This is a genomic window from Aridibaculum aurantiacum (genome assembly GCF_017355875.1).
Taxonomy (GTDB): domain Bacteria; phylum Bacteroidota; class Bacteroidia; order Chitinophagales; family Chitinophagaceae; genus Segetibacter; species Segetibacter aurantiacus.
On the sequence record NZ_JAFEWC010000003.1, the window covers coordinates 740,739 to 758,716 of the forward strand.

General features: G+C 41.6%; 16 protein-coding genes, 1 tRNA gene and 1 riboswitch. Of the genes, 12 read left to right on the forward strand and 5 right to left on the reverse strand.

Annotated features, from left to right (window positions below):
* Window positions 1–49 precede the first annotated feature (49 nt).
* A riboswitch (TPP riboswitch) is annotated at window positions 50–146 on the reverse strand.
* 78 nt (window positions 147–224) lie between these two features.
* Window positions 225–938: a head GIN domain-containing protein gene (locus J4N22_RS16755; RefSeq protein ID WP_207496570.1), complete on the forward strand. Its 714-nt coding sequence runs from the start codon at window positions 225–227 to the stop codon at window positions 936–938.
* Between the two features lie 121 nt (window positions 939–1,059).
* On the opposite strand, the gene J4N22_RS16760 is transcribed toward J4N22_RS16755, so the two are convergent.
* Window positions 1,060–1,131: transfer RNA gene (locus J4N22_RS16760), tRNA-Met, on the reverse strand.
* Window positions 1,132–1,606: 475 nt separating this feature from the next.
* Between J4N22_RS16760 and porQ the strand changes: the two genes are divergently transcribed.
* The 7 genes from porQ (at window position 1,607) to J4N22_RS16795 (ending at window position 8,119) form a co-directional block, all read left to right on the forward strand.
* Window positions 1,607–2,629 (forward strand): type IX secretion system protein PorQ, encoded by a 1,023-nt coding sequence (gene porQ, locus J4N22_RS16765; RefSeq protein WP_207496571.1) that lies wholly within the window; start codon window positions 1,607–1,609, stop codon window positions 2,627–2,629.
* 50 nt (window positions 2,630–2,679) lie between these two features.
* Window positions 2,680–3,309, forward strand: a complete 630-nt coding sequence (locus J4N22_RS16770; protein ID WP_207496572.1) for a YgjV family protein — start codon at window positions 2,680–2,682, stop codon at window positions 3,307–3,309.
* 78 nt (window positions 3,310–3,387) lie between these two features.
* Window positions 3,388–3,909, forward strand: a complete 522-nt coding sequence (locus J4N22_RS16775; RefSeq protein WP_207496573.1) for a hypothetical protein — start codon at window positions 3,388–3,390, stop codon at window positions 3,907–3,909.
* Between the two features lie 116 nt (window positions 3,910–4,025).
* Window positions 4,026–5,462: a T9SS type A sorting domain-containing protein gene (locus J4N22_RS16780; protein ID WP_207496574.1), complete on the forward strand. Its 1,437-nt coding sequence runs from the start codon at window positions 4,026–4,028 to the stop codon at window positions 5,460–5,462.
* A gap of 146 nt (window positions 5,463–5,608) precedes the next feature.
* Entirely contained in the window at window positions 5,609–6,484 is an 876-nt protein-coding gene (gene era, locus J4N22_RS16785) for a GTPase Era (protein ID WP_207496576.1), read from the forward strand.
* Window positions 6,485–6,566: 82 nt separating this feature from the next.
* Window positions 6,567–7,877 (forward strand): ribosome biogenesis GTPase Der, encoded by a 1,311-nt coding sequence (gene der / locus J4N22_RS16790; protein WP_207496578.1) that lies wholly within the window; start codon window positions 6,567–6,569, stop codon window positions 7,875–7,877.
* Window positions 7,878–7,915: 38 nt separating this feature from the next.
* The gene (locus J4N22_RS16795) at window positions 7,916–8,119 is read left to right on the forward strand and encodes a putative periplasmic lipoprotein (protein WP_207496580.1); all 204 of its coding nucleotides are present in this window, start codon (window positions 7,916–7,918) and stop codon (window positions 8,117–8,119) included.
* A gap of 35 nt (window positions 8,120–8,154) precedes the next feature.
* Here the strand turns inward: J4N22_RS16795 and J4N22_RS16800 are convergent, their stop codons facing one another.
* Together J4N22_RS16800 and glmS are read right to left on the reverse strand one after the other, a co-directional pair.
* Window positions 8,155–10,377 (reverse strand): DUF4954 family protein, encoded by a 2,223-nt coding sequence (locus J4N22_RS16800; RefSeq protein WP_207496582.1) that lies wholly within the window; start codon window positions 10,375–10,377, stop codon window positions 8,155–8,157.
* Window positions 10,378–10,468: 91 nt separating this feature from the next.
* A complete protein-coding gene (gene glmS / locus J4N22_RS16805; protein WP_207496584.1) occupies window positions 10,469–12,304 on the reverse strand; it encodes a glutamine--fructose-6-phosphate transaminase (isomerizing) in 1,836 nt (611 codons plus the stop codon).
* An 86-nt stretch (window positions 12,305–12,390) separates the two neighbouring features.
* On the opposite strand from glmS, the gene J4N22_RS16810 reads away from it, so the two are divergent.
* On the forward strand, window positions 12,391–12,996 hold the full coding sequence (locus J4N22_RS16810; protein WP_207496586.1) for a GNAT family N-acetyltransferase: 606 nt from the start codon (window positions 12,391–12,393) through the stop codon (window positions 12,994–12,996).
* On the opposite strand, the gene mgtE is transcribed toward J4N22_RS16810, so the two are convergent.
* Window positions 12,991–14,373 carry a magnesium transporter gene (mgtE, locus tag J4N22_RS16815; protein ID WP_207496588.1) on the reverse strand — a complete coding sequence of 461 codons (1,383 nt, stop codon included), beginning with the start codon at window positions 14,371–14,373 and terminating at the stop codon, window positions 12,991–12,993. The genes J4N22_RS16810 and mgtE overlap by 6 nt on opposite strands.
* 74 nt (window positions 14,374–14,447) lie before the next feature.
* Between mgtE and J4N22_RS16820 the strand changes: the two genes are divergently transcribed.
* On the forward strand, window positions 14,448–14,831 hold the full coding sequence (locus tag J4N22_RS16820) for an SET domain-containing protein (RefSeq protein WP_207496597.1): 384 nt from the start codon (window positions 14,448–14,450) through the stop codon (window positions 14,829–14,831).
* A 38-nt stretch (window positions 14,832–14,869) separates the two neighbouring features.
* Here J4N22_RS16820 and J4N22_RS16825 read toward each other — a convergent pair whose 3' ends face one another.
* Window positions 14,870–15,745 (reverse strand): bestrophin family protein, encoded by an 876-nt coding sequence (locus J4N22_RS16825; RefSeq protein WP_207496599.1) that lies wholly within the window; start codon window positions 15,743–15,745, stop codon window positions 14,870–14,872.
* Between the two features lie 101 nt (window positions 15,746–15,846).
* Here J4N22_RS16825 and J4N22_RS16830 point away from each other — a divergent pair, with 101 nt between their 5' ends.
* Together J4N22_RS16830 and J4N22_RS16835 are read left to right on the forward strand one after the other, a co-directional pair.
* Complete coding sequence (locus J4N22_RS16830) at window positions 15,847–16,551, forward strand: OmpA family protein (RefSeq protein WP_207496601.1); 705 nt, start codon at window positions 15,847–15,849, stop codon at window positions 16,549–16,551.
* A gap of 218 nt (window positions 16,552–16,769) precedes the next feature.
* Window positions 16,770–17,909: a BamA/TamA family outer membrane protein gene (locus J4N22_RS16835; protein WP_207496603.1), complete on the forward strand. Its 1,140-nt coding sequence runs from the start codon at window positions 16,770–16,772 to the stop codon at window positions 17,907–17,909.
* The last annotated feature ends 69 nt before the right edge of the window (window positions 17,910–17,978 follow it).

A 17,978-nucleotide genomic window follows, 5' to 3' on the forward strand; every position in this document is an offset into this window, starting at 1 on the left:
AAAAAATTTAAAAAATTAATAATTGGGAACAGAATGAAGCAGGAGAGAAGAATAGCAATCTGGCCTTCCCTTCGCAGGCATTATCCTGTTCAGGTTATACGGGTATAATCTCAGCCTCCCTTCAGGAAGCACCCCGGGTTCAGCCGCAAATTTATAATGGAAATTTTGTAACTGCCTGTAACTTTTTTTGCTGCACCTCGTTACACCCTAAAAATTGTTAGAAGATGAAGTTTGTTTTTAGCTGTTTGATGAGCATTTTTCTTGCCTCAGGCTTGCATGCCCAACAAGTGATTTACGATGAAAATGTAGAGGTTCGACAAATACCTGCCTTCTCAGGTATTGAACTATCAGGTGCTGTAAATCTTTACCTCAGCCAGGGAAATACTACCGGCGTGGCAGTAAGCGCCGGAGATCCAAAATATAATTCGAAGATCAAAACTGAAGTACGTAATGGCGTACTGCGTATAACTGTAGATGGTGGTATGTGGAATGGCTTCAGCTTATCGGATAGAAAACTAAAAGCGTATGTATCAGTTGCAGATCTGAACAGTCTGAATGTATCAGGTGCTTCTTTGGTTAGAATTAGCGGAATAGTTAAGGCGAAGCAACTGCAGATACAACTTACAGGTGCAAGTGAGATACGAGGTAATATTGATGCAGACCAACTAAATATGGAAGTGAGTGGTGCTTCGGTTGTAAAACTTGCTGGCATAGCACGACAAGGAAATATAGATGCCGCTGGTGCAAGCAAGATCAATAGTTACGAGCTGCAGTTCAATACACTTAAAGCCAGCACTTCAGGGGCATCAAACATGCGGGTGACAGTGAATAAGGAACTTAATGCTGATGCAAGCGGTGGGTCTTCAATTTTGTACAAAGGTGATGCTATGTCTGGAAGGATAAATGCCAGCGCAGGAGCTACAATCAGGAAGAGCTAATTTAAAATAGAATGATCTGAAGCAGGCTGTCTCAAAAGGGCAGCCTTTTTTGTAAATGCAAACTTTGCTGAAAAAGAAGTGAAATAAAAAAGACCTCAACAATTTGAGGTCTCTTTTTTTGTTGCGAAGCCTGGGATCGAACCAGGGACCTTCGGGTTATGAGCCCGACGAGCTACCGCTGCTCTACTTCGCGATATGGGTGCAAAAGTAAGGGCAGGAAGTATACAAGCCAAAATAATTTAGAAAAAATCTGTTAATGGTTGCTGAAACCCTTGCTGGTAGGGCGGTTCATGGTAAAAAAAATCCCGCAACGAGTGCGGGATAAATGTTTTTGTTTTCCATGGAGGCCTTTTGGTTTTTCAGGATGGATGGACAACAACTGGTTTTTTCAAGAATTGGATATGGTCTTTACAAGAATTGGATTTGGTCTTTCAGCGATATTGGACGTTTTCAGTAGGTTGGATATTCTTCTTCAAAGATATTGGGACAGTTGTTCCACCAGTTGTTATGTAAGACTTTCTAGTGCCCGAATCGGACAGCTATTGATGGTGGAGATGGTTAAGATTTATAGAGCCGTTCATCTTTATGGTAGATGGCGCTGGTTGAAATCCTCCCATGTGAGATCATATGCTCCTCTTTATTATTAGCATTAAATCCTAATTTGGCGCATGCTTCAATGGATGTTGTTGTTATGTTTTTCGTGTTTGATGGTTTGTACTCACGGGCAAACAGTAGGCGGCAATGCGGTATTCAACTTTTTGCAACAACCCAATTCTGCTCAGCTATCCGCTTTAGGTGGTGTAAATGTGTCTAACATCACAAATGATGTGGGGCTTGCATTTCACAATCCTTCACTGCTGCGAAAAGAACAACACACACAGGTAAATGCTTCTTTCAACTTATTGTTAGGAGGGATAAAAAATTATAGTATCACAAGTGCCTATCATCATGAATCATCAGCTACAAGTGTGGCTTTAGGCATCAATTATTTCAATTATGGTACTATTCCTCAAACTGATGCTTCGGGTAATGAAATGGGTAGCTTTAAGCCTAACGATTACGTGGTTCAAGTAATGGCGGCAAGGCAACACAAAGAAAGGTGGCACTATGGGGGCACATTCAAGTTTGTGAATTCGATGTATGGTGCCTATAGCAGCAATGGAATAGCTTTAGATGTTGGCATCACATATACTGACACTGCCAATGGATTACAAGCGGCTGTTGTGGCAAAAAATATGGGTACGCAATTGAAGACCTATGATGGAACCAGCAAAAAGGAAGAACTTCCTTTCGACCTGCAGGCCGGAGTAACGAAACGGTTGGCAAAGGCTCCTATCCAGTTTTCACTTACTGCGCACAACCTGCACCGGTTCAACATCTACTATAATGATACAGCTTTCCTTGCGTCTGAAGGCGTGGATGATTTTAGAGGAAAACGGAACACAATCAGCAAAATGATATCTCACCTGGTGCTGGCAATGCAGGTGTACCTGAAAGAAAAAGTAGAGATTACTGCAGGCTATAATTTTCTTCGTAGACACGATCTGAATGCAGTTAACGCAGCCAATGGACTTAATGGATTTACCATTGGTGCGGGGCTTGTTTTACGCGACCTCCAGGTACGGTATGCAACCGGATTTTACCAGCAAAACATGTTCAACCAGCTTGGCATCAATTTCACCTGGAAGTAGATTGTAGGTGCTACATTTGCCACCTTTTTCCAGTTTAAGATTGCAATAATATGGACATCGTCATCAGCTTATTTGGCTATTTAGCATCAGTACTACTAGCCATTTCACTTATAGTAAACAACGACCTGAAGTTTAGATGGCTGAACACTTTTGGCTGTATGGCATTCATTGTTTACGGCGTACTGCTGCAGGCTTTTCCCATCATACTCACCAACTCTATCCTGCTGTTGATAAACGTTTACCGCATCTACAAGATCCACCAGACGCATGAGAATTTTGATATGGTGGAATTTGCAGCCGATGACCAGGTGATAGATAAGTTTATTCAATTCTATCGTCAGGATATCAATGCTTACTTTCCGCAGTTCACGAGTATTGATCCAAATGCAGAAATACGTTTTGCTGTACTGCGTGATATGGTTATTGCTAACATTTTTGTAGCTAAGCTATCTGCTGATGGTACAGCCAATGTCCTGGTGAATTACACAGTGCCTAAGTACAGGGATTTCCAGGTGGGTAAGTACATCTTCGATCGCGAAAAGAAGTATCTAAAGAACAAGGGCGTAAACAAGATCGTCTACGATCAGCCAGTCAATAAAGCTCATATGCACTTTCTAAAAGTAATGGGTTTTGCAACGGAAGAAGCCATGGGCAAACCTGTTTTAGTAAAAACTTTGTAGCTGCTGCAGGTCATTTTATCAATGCTGGTTCAGTCGCAAAAACCTCTTCATTATCTTTAGCCGGTAAAAAATATTAGCATGGAATTATTAGGAGTAGGATCAAGGATTAGTCATCCATCATATGGTACAGGTGTTGTTATTCGCTTGCACAAGCGCATTTACGATGTATGTTTTGTTGAAGGTGGAATTAAGCCTGTGGCTAAAGATTTTGAAGTAGAAGTGATAGAGCGGATAGAGCCGGAGTATAATGTTAGTTTTTCTGAAGCAGAAGATGCTTTGATAAAGATCTTGCGCGAATGGAGTGATGTAACAGAAGTGGTAACAATAGCAGACAAATGGAAAGATGGTGTTATGCTGTTACAACCTGCTGATAAAAGCCTTCAGCCAAAGGAAGTGCCGATTGATGTTTTCTTCAATAAAATAGTAATGCTGCGCGACAGGCTACGGGTAATGGAGCAAAAAATAAATGCGCACAAAGTGCTGACGAACGATGAGAAAATTGAACTGCAGCAATACATCACCCGTATCTATGGTAGCCTAACAACCTTCAATGTTTTATTCAAGCACAAAGGCGACCAGTTTGTAGGCGACAGGAGCTAAGTCAGTAGTCCATTATTAGAATGCAACTGTGTCCGCCTCTTTTTGCTACCACTCATCATATTAATTTTTTCTGTCGACGAAGAGTGTCGTAATTTAATAGTTCAAAACTATTAAGTATGATAAGAAAAATTTTACTCTCGTTTATCATTACCGGTTTTTTTGTAGGTGCTGATGCACAGAAAAAGCAGGAGCGTACTACTGCATACGCTATTACCGGAATGCAAAAAGGAAGCGATAAGTGGACTGAAGTTCGACTGGTAGATTTACAAACTGGTGAAGAGGTGCAGTCTGTGTTTCAAAGCTCGCAAGACATACCTGTATTGAATGCTCGTACGGGCAAGCCTATTGTAAAAAAGGAAGAGGCTGCCAGGGTTCAACCTGCACAAACCACCGAGTACAGGATCACGGATGATAACGATAAGAAAAAAGTGATCATCATAAGGCGGTCTGAAAAGGAAAGTATTACCATCATTAGCAACAGCAGCGAAGTGAACGGCTTTGGCCCAAGGCGTGTAATGGTTTACAATAATCCTGTTCAAACAGATAAGCCTTTTGCTACCAGCTCTGCAGCCTGTGCTTATGATAAAAAACATGATCGTTTGTACTACACGCCAATGGGCATCAACCAGCTTAGGTATATCGATCTGAAAGGCAAGGAACCAAAGGCTTTTTATTTTGAAGATGAGCCATTTGGTGTATTAGCACACCGCCATGATGTGCCTAATCAAATTACCAGGATGGTAATAGCTGCTGATGGTAATGGATATGCAATCACTAACAATGCAGAACATCTTATTCGTTTTACCACCAACAAAAGAGCGGAGATAACTGATTTAGGTGCTATTACTGATGATCCTGCGAATGGCGAGAACAGCCTTCGCCGCGGTGGTTATGGTGGTGATGTAGTAGCAGATGATAAAAATAACCTGATACTGATAACAGCAAACCGCCACGTGTTCCGCATCAGCATCAAAGACAAAGTAGCTACCTGGTTAGGAGCTATTCAAGGTTTACCACGCGGATATAGCACCAATGGCGCTGTAGTAGAAAAGGGAACAAGCATCATCGTTGGCAGTTCTACCACTACAATGGGCTTCTACAGGTTTGACCTGAACGACCTGCAAGCTCAGAAGTTATCATCAAGTGAGTCTGTGTTCAAAGCATCTGATCTTGCTAATGCAAATCTTGTATCTGATAAGAAAAAAGAAGAAGAGCAGCCTGCTACACAAGAAACTGCACGTACTTCCAACCCGCTGGAAGGAAACCGTGAATTGAACGTGAAATATAAAATGGGTGCTTATCCTAATCCAGCTGTAAAAGGCGGTGTTATCAACCTTACTTTCAATGATTTCCCTTACGGTCGTTACCAGGTTCAGTTAATGGATCTGTCAGGTAAATTATTGAATGCGGAAAACATAAATGTTGGTCAGCGTATGCAGCTTCATTTACTGCAATTGCCTAAGTCTCTTTCACAAGGTACTTACCTGGTAAAAGTGGTAGGTGATGCCAATAAAGATAAAGTTCTTGTTACCGAACAGGTAGTAGTTCAATAACAAAAACCAGAACCAGAACTGCCTGTTTCAAAGAGGTTGCTTCGTACGAAGCAGCCTCTTCTTATTAGTGTTAAAGAACATCAAACGACCCCTTTGTTTGTAAAGGCGTACTTTTGCGATTCTTCGTTCAAATTGGGAAGGATAACATGAAAGCAGGATTTGTAAACATTTTTGGTAAACCTAACGCGGGCAAAAGCACATTGCTTAACGCCCTGATAGGTGAAAAATTGGCAATTGTAAGTCCTAAGGTGCAGACTACCAGGCACCGTATAAAAGGTTTCCTGAATAAGGAAGGCGAGTACCAGATCATATTTTCCGACACGCCGGGCATAATTGAACAACCCAAATATAAACTGCACGAAAAAATGATGCAGGCTGTAAAGGGCAGTTTGGAAGATGCTGATGTAGCTCTTTTGCTGGTAGATGTAAACGAAGATTGGAACGAAGTAGATAATATTTTTTCTACACTGCGGCTAAAGGTGCCAGCAATTGTTGTTTCCACTAAAATAGACACTGCTAAAGGTTCTAAACTAGAAGAAGCTAAAACCTTTTTTTCTTCTAAATCCTACTGCAAAAATTGGATAGGTATTTCTGTTACGCAAGGTGCCAACATTGGCGAGCTGCTTGACATGATTGTCGAATACCTGCCTGAAGGTTCTCCATTTTATAACGAGGATGACCTGACTGATCTGCCTACCAAATTCTTTGTAGGCGAAATGGTGCGCGAAAAGATCTTTTTCCTCTTTGGCGATGAGATACCGTACCACACCACTGTTTTGGTAAATGAATTTAAAGAGAAGGAAACGCTGGTAAAAATACAAGCTGATATAGTGGTGCAGCGTGAAAGCCAGAAGGCTATCATATTAGGTGAAGGTGGAAAAATGATCAAGAAAGTAGGAACAATGGCACGTGAGGACATTGAAAAATTTCTTGACCAAAAGGTATTCCTGCAGTTGTTTGTAAAGGTGAAGAGCAAGTGGCGCGATGATGAATTGAAGTTGAGGGAGTATGGATATAAGTAATGATTATTAGTTAAATAGTAGCAGTTGGAAGAGGTGTTGTGTATAATATTTGATTTTAGATTTTTGTTTTTTTAATTTTTTTATGGCATTTACAGTAGCAATAGTTGGACGCCCGAATGTGGGCAAGAGTACATTTTTTAATCGCTTGCTTGAGCAACGTAAAGCAATAGTGGACGACGTGAGTGGCGTAACCCGCGATCGGCAGTATGGCGTAGCGGATTGGGCCGGTAAGACCTTTAACGTGATAGATACCGGTGGTTTTGTTCCGGATAGCGCAGATATATTTGAGCAGGAGATACGCAAGCAAGTGCGAATAGCAATAGACGAGGCGAATGCTATCATATTTATGGTAGACGCCGCCACAGGTGTAACTGATCTTGATGATGCAATGGCAAACTTGCTGCGTAGAACTACCAAGCCTGTTTTGCTTTGCGTAAATAAGGTAGACAACAACGACCGCTTGCTTGAGGCAACCGAGTTTTACAGCTTGGGTTTTGAGAACGTATACTTTATCAGTAGCATAAGCGGAAGCGGTACCGGTGAAATATTGGATGCTATCACTAATTCTATAAGTGATGATGGTGAAGGTGCAGGCGAGGATGAGAACATTCCAAAGTTCGCAATCATTGGTCAGCCTAACGTTGGTAAATCTTCGCTGCTGAATGCGCTGGTAGGGCAGGAGCGTACTATAGTAAGTGATATTGCAGGTACAACCCGCGATACCATTCACACGCATTACAACCTGTTTCAGAAGGAATTTATACTAATAGATACAGCAGGTATACGTAAGAAAACCAAGGTAAACGAAGACCTTGAATTTTATTCGGTAATACGTGCTATTAAAGCGATGGACGAAGCAGATGTATGCTTGTTATTGCTGGATGCTTCAAAAGGAATTACCGGGCAGGATTTGAATATTTTTAGCCTTGCTGCCAAAAAAGGTAAAGGCCTGGTGGTATTGGTAAATAAATGGGACCTGGTAGAAAAAGAAACCAATACAGCGCGTGATTACGAAAAACAGCTTAAGGAAAAACTGGCTCCGTTCACAGATGTGCCTATTCTTTTCATTTCAGTAAAAGACAAGGTGCGGATTATGAAAGCTATGGAAATAGCGCTGGAGGTTTATGAGAACAAAATGCAGAAGATACCTACTTCACAGCTGAACGAAATAATGCTGAAGGCTGTAGAATCTTATCATGCACCGGTGGTTCGTGGTAACCAGGTTAAGATCAAGTACGTAACACAGCTGCCTACGCATGTGCCGTCTTTTGCATTCTTCACCAACTATCCTGATGATATAAGAGCTCCTTATAAAAACTACCTTGAGAACCAGATAAGGCAGAACTTTAATTTTACAGGTGTTCCCGTTCGTATTTTCTTCAGGAAGAAATAGAACCGAACTACTTGCTTGCAACCAAATAAACTAAGATTATGAAAAAAGGATTAGCTGTTTTTTTGCTCGCCGGAATGATGACTGCTTGTAACAGCGGAAATGAAGGTTCCGACTCTCTTACTTTAGACTCTGCACGATTTGCTGATAGTGCAAAGCTGGCGGATAGCCTGATGATGGTAGATACGCTCTACCAGGACGGAGGACGAAGTAATAACGAAGAAGATACAAGTTTATCGAGATAATGAAAAGGGCGCAATTAGTATTTGCGCCCTTTTCATTATGCTAATGTCTTTTTCAATTTACCAACCTGCTTCTTGAAGTTCTTCAAGGCTTCGCGTTGTTGTTTTATAAACGAGTTGTTTTCCAACTTTCCTACCACTGCATCCATTTCTTCTTGTGTTTCATAAACCATTTTCCTGAATGGATTACTGTAGTCTTTCTCTCTTGAATCAAAAATGCCATCGGTCATCCACTGCCGGATAGCAACTGCATCATCTAATAGTTGATGAAATACAGCAGGCTTTTTACCATCCACTTTCACCCCGGTAACTTCCTTCAATGCAGCCAGCGCATGCATCAATTTCTGACGCGGGTAATCAAGCGCCTGTTGTTGATAAACCGCATGTAGCTCATCCCATGTTTTTATCTTCCTGCTTTTGATGTTCTTCTTTATTTGATCCAGGTCCTGTTCAGACATTAGCTGCCCACCTACATTGACCCAATTATTTATAACAGCTTTAGAAGAAATACTGCGGGATAGGTCTGTTATGGATTCTATTTTTTGAGAGCCAACATGATCAATGAGGCAGGTAGCAGCATGCAGTTGTACCAGTTGCTTATAAACGTTATAACTCTGTCTAACCTTTATCAGCAGTACCTGTCGCTTTGAATTTTCAAAGCATCCGCCTTCTATAACCAGTTGATCTACGAGCTTATTATTTTCTTCCAATAACTTTTTTCCAATGTCCATTGCATCACTTATGGCTGGTTCGGCCTGTTCTTTTTCTTTGCGTAAATAAGCCTTGCCTGTGTATTCCTGCAAAAGTTTAATGGCCTGCACCACTTCATTGATAGTGTCTGGTGCCAGGTAATTGAACTCAATGCTTTGAATTCTTTCTTTGCGTTTGTCCCTGTCAATATACTTCCATGCATTTCTTTCCAGCGCGTACATATTGTACATAAACCAATACGCCGGCATTATCACCAGCCTGTCGTTGGTTACATCATTATTTACAAGCGCAAATGGAAAAGGAATATTTAATTCAGATGGGTAATCTCCTTTGGCTAGAATGGTAAAGGATGCAAATTTTGAGTTGTGCTTTAAGCTAACGCACAGTCCGGGCCAAAAGCCTCTACCTGCTATCACTTCGCCATCTGCACTTCTGCTATTGTGGTTAGAACCAATGGTAGCGCCGGCTGCTATGTTAGACTGGCCCATTACCAATGCTGCGCATAAAAAAGAGTTATTGTGGTGCTGTTCGTGTGCCGGGAAAATGAGCGAGTTCAATACTTCGCAACATGAAATGGTAGAGTTGTGACCAAGATAAGAGTTGATCAACCGGGCGCCATACTTCAGGCTTGAATGAGATGCCATGATAAACCTTACTGCCTTCACGCCGTAGAACGACCTGCAGCCATAGTCCATGATGCCATTCACCATTTCGCATCCTTCACCTATCTGGGATTTGCCTTCCGGTCCTGAATTGATGGTTAGGTTCTTTAGCTTGTTGGCTCCTTTTAAATAGGCATCACTACCTATCCAAACATCCTTGATGATCTTACAGTTTTTGATAACTGTGCGGTCGCCTATTTTACCGTAGTAGCCGCGGCGTTTATCAAATTTTGCTTCGGTCATTTCTTTGAAACGTTCCAGCAGTTCTTCATCATCGCGGAAGCGGGTCCACATCCATGCGTCGCCAGGCAACATGCCATTGAATGGAATTACGCTACGGCCACCGTTCTCATTGCAAAGCTCCAGCTGTATACGTACAGCCTCTTCCTCCATTTCTTTTACTATACCATTTCCAAACTTTGCATAGGCCGATGTTACCAGCTCATTTACATTGGTTACAATTACTTCATTTCCTATAATGTAGTGGGAGAGATAGTTGACGTTATGGATAACAACGTTGTCGCCAAAGTCGCAACTAATGATGGTAGAATTGTATAAACCAACAGGTACACGCAGATCAGAAAACTCTAAGCACAAAGCTTCCAATTTCCCGATTCTCACCAAGCCAAAAAACTTGCAATTCTTAACCAACTCAGGATTGAAAGCATCTGATACCAATATTTTATTCCAGTCGTCGGATGTATTGCTGTTGCGAACCAACACCTCTATTTCATATGCTGTTAGCTGCCTGTAGTTGATGCCACTACGGTTCTGCATGTTACGCAGGTAGTATTCATCCTGCCCGGGTTGCAGGTAATCTCCTGGTACAAAATTGTAGCCTAAGTTAGACAGCTTTACCTTCCTGATCTCGTTGGTGGGTGTAGACATAGGAATTGATATTTTTAAAAAGAAGAGTAAAAGTAAATGAAATAAAAAAGCCGGGAACATAGGAGCCCGGCTTCTGCGTATGGTAAAGTTCTTATTCTACAGTAACACTCTTAGCAAGATTGCGCGGCTTGTCTACATCTAATCCTTTGGCTACGCCAATGTAGTAGCTAAGTAGTTGCAATGGAATAACACTCAGCAACGGAGCCAGTATTTCATCCGCATCTGGTACAAGCATTACATCATCTGCCATACCTGGAATGATGGTATCACCTTCAGTTGCCACTGCTATCACCATGCCTTTTCTTGCTTTAATTTCCTGCACGTTTGATACGATCTTTTCGTAATAGGAATCTTTGGTAGCAACGAATACAACCGGCAGCTTATCATCGACCAAAGCAATGGGTCCGTGTTTCATTTCTGCTGCAGGATAACCTTCAGCATGTATGTAAGAGATCTCCTTCAGCTTTAAAGCACCTTCCAGTGCTACAGGGAAGTTGTAGCCACGGCCGAGGTAAAGAAAATCTGCAGCGTCTTTATATTTTTCAGCAATGGCTTCTATGTTGGAAGTATCCTGTAAAACCAGTTTTACTTTCTCTGGAATATCATTCAGCTCTTGCAGCAGTTTAGAATACCTGGTATCGTCGATAGTTCCTTTGGCTTTAGCTATTTTAAGAGCCATCATAGTAAGCACTGCAAGCTGTCCGGTAAATGCTTTGGTGCTGGCAACACCTATTTCAGGTCCTGCGTGTGTATAGGCGCCTGCATGGCTCAAACGTGCAATGCTACTACCCACAGCGTTCACTACTCCGAAAATACATGCGCCTTTTTCTTTTGCATTTTCTAAGGCAACCAAAGTATCGGCTGTTTCACCACTTTGAGATATAGCAATGATAACATCACCTTTATTGATTACTGGATTCCTATACCTGAATTCACTTGCATATTCTACTTCTACTGGTATCCTGCATAGCTCTTCAAAAATATATTCAGCAATCAACCCCGCATGCCAGCTGGTACCACATGCTACCATGATGATGCGGTTTGCATTGGTAAGTGTTTCCAGGTGACTCTCTACACCTCCCATTGTTATGGTGCCGTTCTCTATATTCAATCTTCCTCTCAGGCAATCATGAATCGTTTCCGGCTGTTCATGAATTTCCTTCAGCATGAAGTGATCGTATCCGCCTTTCTCAATTTTAGCAAGTTCCATATCCAGCTTTTGGATAAATGGTGTTTGCTTTTCGTTACCAAGGTTTTTCAGGATCAGCTCATCTGGCTTAATGATGGCTATCTCGTAATCATTTACATACACCACTTCTTTGGTATACTCAATAATTGGAGATGCATCAGAAGCAAGGAAATGTTCTCCTTTACCTATGCCTATAACTAACGGACTGCCTTTGCGTGCAGCAATGATTGTTTCAGGATCTTCTTTATCCAGTAACAAAATGCAATATGCGCCCACTACTCTTTTAAGTGCAATACGAAGCGCTTCTTCAAGAGTAGAGTTATTGTTTTGTTGTATGTCTTCTATAAAATTCAGCAGTACTTCTGTATCTGTATCGCTGTGGAAAGTGTATCCTTTATTTACCAGCTCCTGTTTGATGGATGCATAGTTCTCAATGATGCCATTGTGTATCATGGCTAGTCTGCCACTGGCACTGCGGTGTGGGTGTGCATTGCGGTCACTTGGTTCGCCGTGTGTGGCCCAACGTGTATGACCGATACCTGTAAACGCATGAAGATCTTTTCCTATAACATCTTCCTCAAGTTCTGATACCCGGCCTTTTTTCTTATAAACCTTTAGGTCGTGATTAAGTAATGCAACACCAGAACTATCGTAGCCACGGTATTCCAGTCTTTTTAGTCCTTTAAGAATAATAGGGTAGGCCTCTCTCGGCCCTGTGTAACCAACAATTCCACACATGTTTCTGAAAATTAAGGGTGCAATATCATTATTTTTAACCAATATTCTGGTGCACCAAACAATAGACGGTTAACTAATATAAAAAGATGGATTTCAACTTTAATTCGGATTATATTCTTGAGAATGAAAGAGTATTGCTCAGGCCGCTTCAGTTGTCGGATTTTCAGAACCTGGTAAATTTTAGCATCAATGAACCTGAGCTTTGGCAGTATTCTTTACAAAATGCTGCAGGTGTAGATGAGTTGATGAAGTACCTGCAGGATGCGATCAAAGCTAGGAGTCAGCAACGTGAATATCCTTTTGTCGTATTTGATAAGATCAAACAGCAGTATGCAGGCTGTACCCGTTTTTACGACGTTCAGTTGGTGAACAAAACTATGCAACTGGGGTATACATGGTATGGCGCTAACTTCCAGGGCACGGGCATCAACAAGAACTGCAAGTACCTGATGTTGGAGTTTGCTTTTGAAAAAGCAGGTATGGAGCGGATAGAATTCAGGGCCGATAATAACAATGAAAGAAGTATAGCCGCGATGAAATCTATAGGATGCACAGTAGAAGGCGTTCTTAGAAGTAACCTGCAGCGGGTAGATGGAACAAGACGGGATTCTATTGTATTATCTATTCTGCGAAACGAGTGGTTTGAAAAAGTGAAGGAGATGCTTATGAATAAAATTCAATCAAGCCTATAATAACAAGCCTTGCAGGAACATATACGCTACGCTAAAGTATATGATAAGACCTGTAACATCAACCAGTGTAGCCACAAATGGCGCTGATGATACTGCAGGGTCAAATCCTACTCTCTTTAATAGTAGTGGAAGCATTGATCCACTAAGTGTGCCCCACAGCACAACACCCATAAGTGATACGCCTACAGTTAACCCGATGAATATATAGTGCTCGCCGTAGATATCAGTAAACTGCTGCCAAACCAGTACACGCATCAGGCCAAGTAGTCCAAGTACGCTACCAATCAACAAGCCGCTGATTATTTCCCTTCTTAATATGCGCCACCAATCAGCTACCGTTATTTCGCCCACCGCCATAGCTTGGATAATAAGGGTGGAAGCCTGCGAGCCGCTATTACCACCACTGGATATGATTAACGGAACGAACAAAGCGAGTATTACAGCCTTGGCTATCTCATCTTCAAAATGGGTCATCACACTGGCCGTTAGCATTTCGCCAATGAAGAGGATCACCATCCAGCCTACACGCTTTCTAAACAAGCGAAGTATTGGCATCTCCAGGTAAGGCTCATCAAGGGCTTCGGTACCACCCATCTTCTGCATGTCTTCGCTAAACTCTTCACTAGCTACCCAAAGTATGTCGTCAATAGTGATAATCCCGAGCAATACATTGTTATCATCTACCACAGGAAGCGCTACCCGGTTGTTCATTCTAAACACCTGGTTCGCATATTCCTGGTCATCATTCACATTTAGCGAAATGACCCTTTCATCCATTAGCTCCTGCACCTTCTTATCAGGCGCAGCCAAAATGAATTCTTTAATTCGCAAGTCATCTATCAACTGGCCATGATCGTTTATAACGTATATAACATCTATGGTCTCACTGTTCTTTGCGTGCTTGCGTATGATCTGGAAAACTTCTTCTACAGTATTATGTTCGAATACAAAAACATAGTCAGGATTCATCAGCCTGCCCACGCTGTCTTCTGGATAACCAAGCAGCGATAATGTTATCAGCCTTTCCTCAGGTTCCAAAAGCTTGATAAGATCCCGTAAAACTTCTTTAGGCAGATCTTCCAAAAAGTCAGTTCGATCATCCGCCTGCAGTTCATTCAGCAGTTCTGCGGTTTTGAAAGAAGGCAGGTTAGCAACGATCGTTTTTTGAGTATGGAAGTCTAATATTTTGAAAGTGCTGGCTGCACGATGGATGGATAAATTAGCGATGATCTGAGCAGCATAATCTTCATTTTCCATTACAAGATCTGCTACATCAGCAATGTTCTGATTATTCAGAAAATCTCGAATGGCTAGTTTGTCTTCTGTAGCAATTACCTGCTCAAATTGTTCTTGTATGGTTTGTTCTTCCAATTCCATCAATGTGTGCAAATTAACTATGTCTGTTTTATCAGTTGCAATTTTTTATCTTCGCCGGTCAATCAAAAAAATCTATGTTGCTACCTTACTTAGTTATTGCGCCATCCGAAAAAGGTGGCCGCGGTGTCTTTACTACCAAAAATATACCTGCAAATACTACCATTGAGATTTCGCCGGTAATTCAATTAACAACTAAAGACCGCAAGCAAATAGAGGGTACTAAATTATATCACTACATCTTCGAATGGGGAGCAAGCCGGAAGCAAGCTTGTATGGCACTTGGTTATGTTTCTATGTATAACCACTCCTACGAGCCGAACTGCGAATATGAGCAAGATTATGCTGAAGGTTTGATGACTATCAGAACAATTAAGCCTGTGAAGAAAGGAGAAGAGCTTTGCTTTAGCTACAACGGCAATCCTGATGATAAAACACCTTTGTGGTTTAAGACGAAGTAAATATTCTTATTTATAAACTTTCATAGATGTAGAAGAGGTCAATTAAAAATCTCTTCTACATTTTTCTTTATAGTTACCGCCAGCCTTTCCATTGGCAGATCGTTGTCGTCTTTTCCAAAAGGATCTTCTATTTCTTCAGCAATTATCTCCAGGCTTGCAAGCACATAAAAAATAAATGCTACCACTGGTATCATGATGTAGCCAAGGTTGAATACAAAACCAAAAGGCAGTGTCATTACATACAGGAAAATGAACTTCTTTATGAATGCACTGTACGAGTAAGGGATGGGTGTATTCTTGATCCTTTCGCAGGCTCCGCAAATGTCAAGAAACGAGGTGAGTTCGTTGTTCAAAATCAGGAGTTGCTCATTTGTGATTTTACCTTCTTTATACAGTTCATTCACCCGCTTCATCATCATGTTCACTACTTGCGATGGCAGATGCTTGCTTGTATCGAAATTCTTTATCTCAGGGTGTGGCAGGTTATCAAGTTCAAGGCGTGTGATATCCGATTGAAGATGTGCTTTCAGTACAACTGCAAACTGCGGTATCAGTTGCTTGAATAATTCTTTGTCACTTTCAGATTGTAGAATCAAGTTCAACTTAAGCGACAAGTTACGGCTGTTATTTACCAGCCCACCCCATAACTTCCTGCCTTCCCACCACCTGTCGTAAGCAGTATTGGTTCTAAAAACAAGTAACATAGAAATGGCAAAACCCAGCAGGCTGTGCATTACAGGAATGTTCTTTACCTGGCTGTTTTCAGAAAGTTGCAGGTATTCCATTTCGAATACAGCAACGCCATACGAGTAAAGGCTTAGGACGATAATGATTGGGAAGAGCTTACGGACCGTGTCTGACTTATGAAACTCGAAAATGAACCGCAGCCAATCTTTAGGGTTATAACTGATCATGTTGTATAGTGAATTGCAAATCTATAGTTACTACAACTTCAAAATTCAATTCCTTCATCATTTGCTTCGATGTTATATTTACTGCACCCAAACATAACTATATGCGTTACTGCGCCATCATCCTGGCTATGATCTTACATTTTTCTAATGCGCTACAAGCACAAAAGCCAACACGTAAGCCAGCCACGCCGGGTGCTGTAGTAGAAGTAATAGTAGTGGACGACAAGAATAGGCCGCGCAAGGGGGAGCTGATATTGCTGCAATCTCTCTCCTCCAATAAGAAGCTTACCGGAAGAACAGACGCTGCTGGAAAATCTATGATAACAGTGCCTGCAGGCGATGATTATGCAGTGACACTAAAAGCACTGGCCGATAGCAACCAATACGGCACATTGCCAGTTCCTGCTTTGCAACCTGGGCAATCGTTTACAGGTAATTTCCAGGTGGAGATTGTTTATGAACCAGCTAAAAGTTTTACCCTGGATAATGTTCATTTTGATGTAGGAAAAGCAACACTCAGATCAACGTCTTTCAAAGAATTAAATGAATTGGTTGAATACCTGAAATGGAAAGATGATCAAAAGATCGAGATTGCAGGCCATACGGATGATACCGGTAATGACATGGATAATCTAAAGCTTTCGCAGCAGCGTGCTGATGCGGTACGTGATTATCTTGTCACTAAAAGCATCAAACCAGTTATGGTTACGGCTAAAGGTTATGGCAGCTCTCAACCAGTAGCAGATAACTCAACTGCCACTGGTAAGCAAAAGAACAGGAGAACAGAAGTGCGGCTACTGGATTAGCAGCTACTTGTAACTACTGCTTATTCTTTATAAACCTCTCAACTATTACAAGAGAGGTAATAGGATGTTGGTATTCCTTTTGCAAATTTGTTCCAGCAATTGAGAACAGGATCGGTACAGGCATTTGATAACATAGTTCCATTTTGCCTGCTATTGAATTTGCTGTTGTTTTCCTGCTCGTCAGTTGCGTAACCCGGCTGGTAAACTTATAACACAACATGAGGCTGCTTAAAGCATTTGCTGCACTGTTTCTTTTCTTTCTGATTTATTCGCATGAGGCGCATGCGCAAAAACAAAATTTCATAAAGCGCTACATTAATAGGTTAATCAACGATACAAATGATATAGCCAAGCCACAATTTTTTGCTTATCCTACGCTTGCCTTCTCGCCTGAAACCAGCTGGGAGATTGGCCTGAGTAATATCTATATCTACTACACCAACAGAGATACATCTAACAGGCTGAGCGAGATCTATGGTTTTACTTTTTACACTTTTGAAAAACAGTACGGCATCTGGTTAGACCATGCACTGTATTCTGACAAGAACAACTGGTCGTATATCGGGCGCATCCGTTACCAGAATTTTCCTATGTTGTTTTATGGTGTGGGTATGGATGCACCTAAAGAAAATCCGTTGCGTGTAGATGCACTGCAGCTTAGCGTAAGGGAAAGGGTGTTAAAGCGGGTTTATAAAAATTTATATATAGGACCAGAGGTCGATTTCCAAAACATCAGCAACGTTAGCTTTCATGGCAATGGACAGTTGGTAAATAAGCCGATTGGATTTGAGGGATCATCCAACCTGGGTTTAGGCGCAGGCTTCATTTGGGATGAAAGACATAACGTTTTAAATGTGCGTGATGGATCCTTTTTTGAACTTGCTGCGCTTCATTATAATAGTGCATTTGCCAGCAATTTTACCTTCACATCTTTGGTTACTGACAATCGGTATTACATTCCTATGAACAAGAGGGATGTACTGGCAATGCAGTTACTCGGCGAATTCAACCTTGGACAAGTACCCTTCAACCAACTGGCATTGATGGGAGCAGAAGGCATGATGCGTGGGTATTACAGGGGAAGGTACAGGGACAAAAACCAACTGGCAGCGCAGGCGGAATACAGGTTGTTGCCATTGCCATTCAACTTTACAAAACGATGGGGAGCTACTGTATTTGCAAGTGCTGCAACAGTCTTTAATGAGTTTAAAGCTTTCAAACCTTCGGAAGTTGTAGTGGCTGGTGGTGCCGGTATCCGGTTTCTTTTATTTCCTAAGAAAGATATCTACAGCCGTTTGGATGTAGCTTTTACCAAAGAGGGAAGAGGGATCTATATCTTCATAGGAGAAGCCTTTTAAAAAGCAACAACTGAAGTATAGGCATAAAAAAAAGCGGAGCTTGTAACTCCGCTTTTTTAATATAAAAAC

Coding starts and splice junctions, on each gene's coding strand:
- J4N22_RS16825 (WP_207496599.1), bottom strand. CDS start 15,745: ATGATCAGTTATAACCCTAAAGATTGGCTGCGGTTCATTTTCGAGTTT.
- J4N22_RS16830 (WP_207496601.1), top strand. CDS start 15,847: ATGCGTTACTGCGCCATCATCCTGGCTATGATCTTACATTTTTCTAAT.
- J4N22_RS16820 (WP_207496597.1), top strand. CDS start 14,448: ATGTTGCTACCTTACTTAGTTATTGCGCCATCCGAAAAAGGTGGCCGC.
- J4N22_RS16780 (WP_207496574.1), top strand. CDS start 4,026: ATGATAAGAAAAATTTTACTCTCGTTTATCATTACCGGTTTTTTTGTA.
- J4N22_RS16835 (WP_207496603.1), top strand. CDS start 16,770: ATGAGGCTGCTTAAAGCATTTGCTGCACTGTTTCTTTTCTTTCTGATT.
- J4N22_RS16775 (WP_207496573.1), top strand. CDS start 3,388: ATGGAATTATTAGGAGTAGGATCAAGGATTAGTCATCCATCATATGGT.
- era (WP_207496576.1), top strand. CDS start 5,609: ATGAAAGCAGGATTTGTAAACATTTTTGGTAAACCTAACGCGGGCAAA.
- J4N22_RS16795 (WP_207496580.1), top strand. CDS start 7,916: ATGAAAAAAGGATTAGCTGTTTTTTTGCTCGCCGGAATGATGACTGCT.
- J4N22_RS16770 (WP_207496572.1), top strand. CDS start 2,680: ATGGACATCGTCATCAGCTTATTTGGCTATTTAGCATCAGTACTACTA.
- glmS (WP_207496584.1), bottom strand. CDS start 12,304: ATGTGTGGAATTGTTGGTTACACAGGGCCGAGAGAGGCCTACCCTATT.
- J4N22_RS16800 (WP_207496582.1), bottom strand. CDS start 10,377: ATGTCTACACCCACCAACGAGATCAGGAAGGTAAAGCTGTCTAACTTA.
- der (WP_207496578.1), top strand. CDS start 6,567: ATGGCATTTACAGTAGCAATAGTTGGACGCCCGAATGTGGGCAAGAGT.
- porQ (WP_207496571.1), top strand. CDS start 1,607: ATGCTTCAATGGATGTTGTTGTTATGTTTTTCGTGTTTGATGGTTTGT.
- mgtE (WP_207496588.1), bottom strand. CDS start 14,373: ATGGAATTGGAAGAACAAACCATACAAGAACAATTTGAGCAGGTAATT.
- J4N22_RS16755 (WP_207496570.1), top strand. CDS start 225: ATGAAGTTTGTTTTTAGCTGTTTGATGAGCATTTTTCTTGCCTCAGGC.
- J4N22_RS16810 (WP_207496586.1), top strand. CDS start 12,391: ATGGATTTCAACTTTAATTCGGATTATATTCTTGAGAATGAAAGAGTA.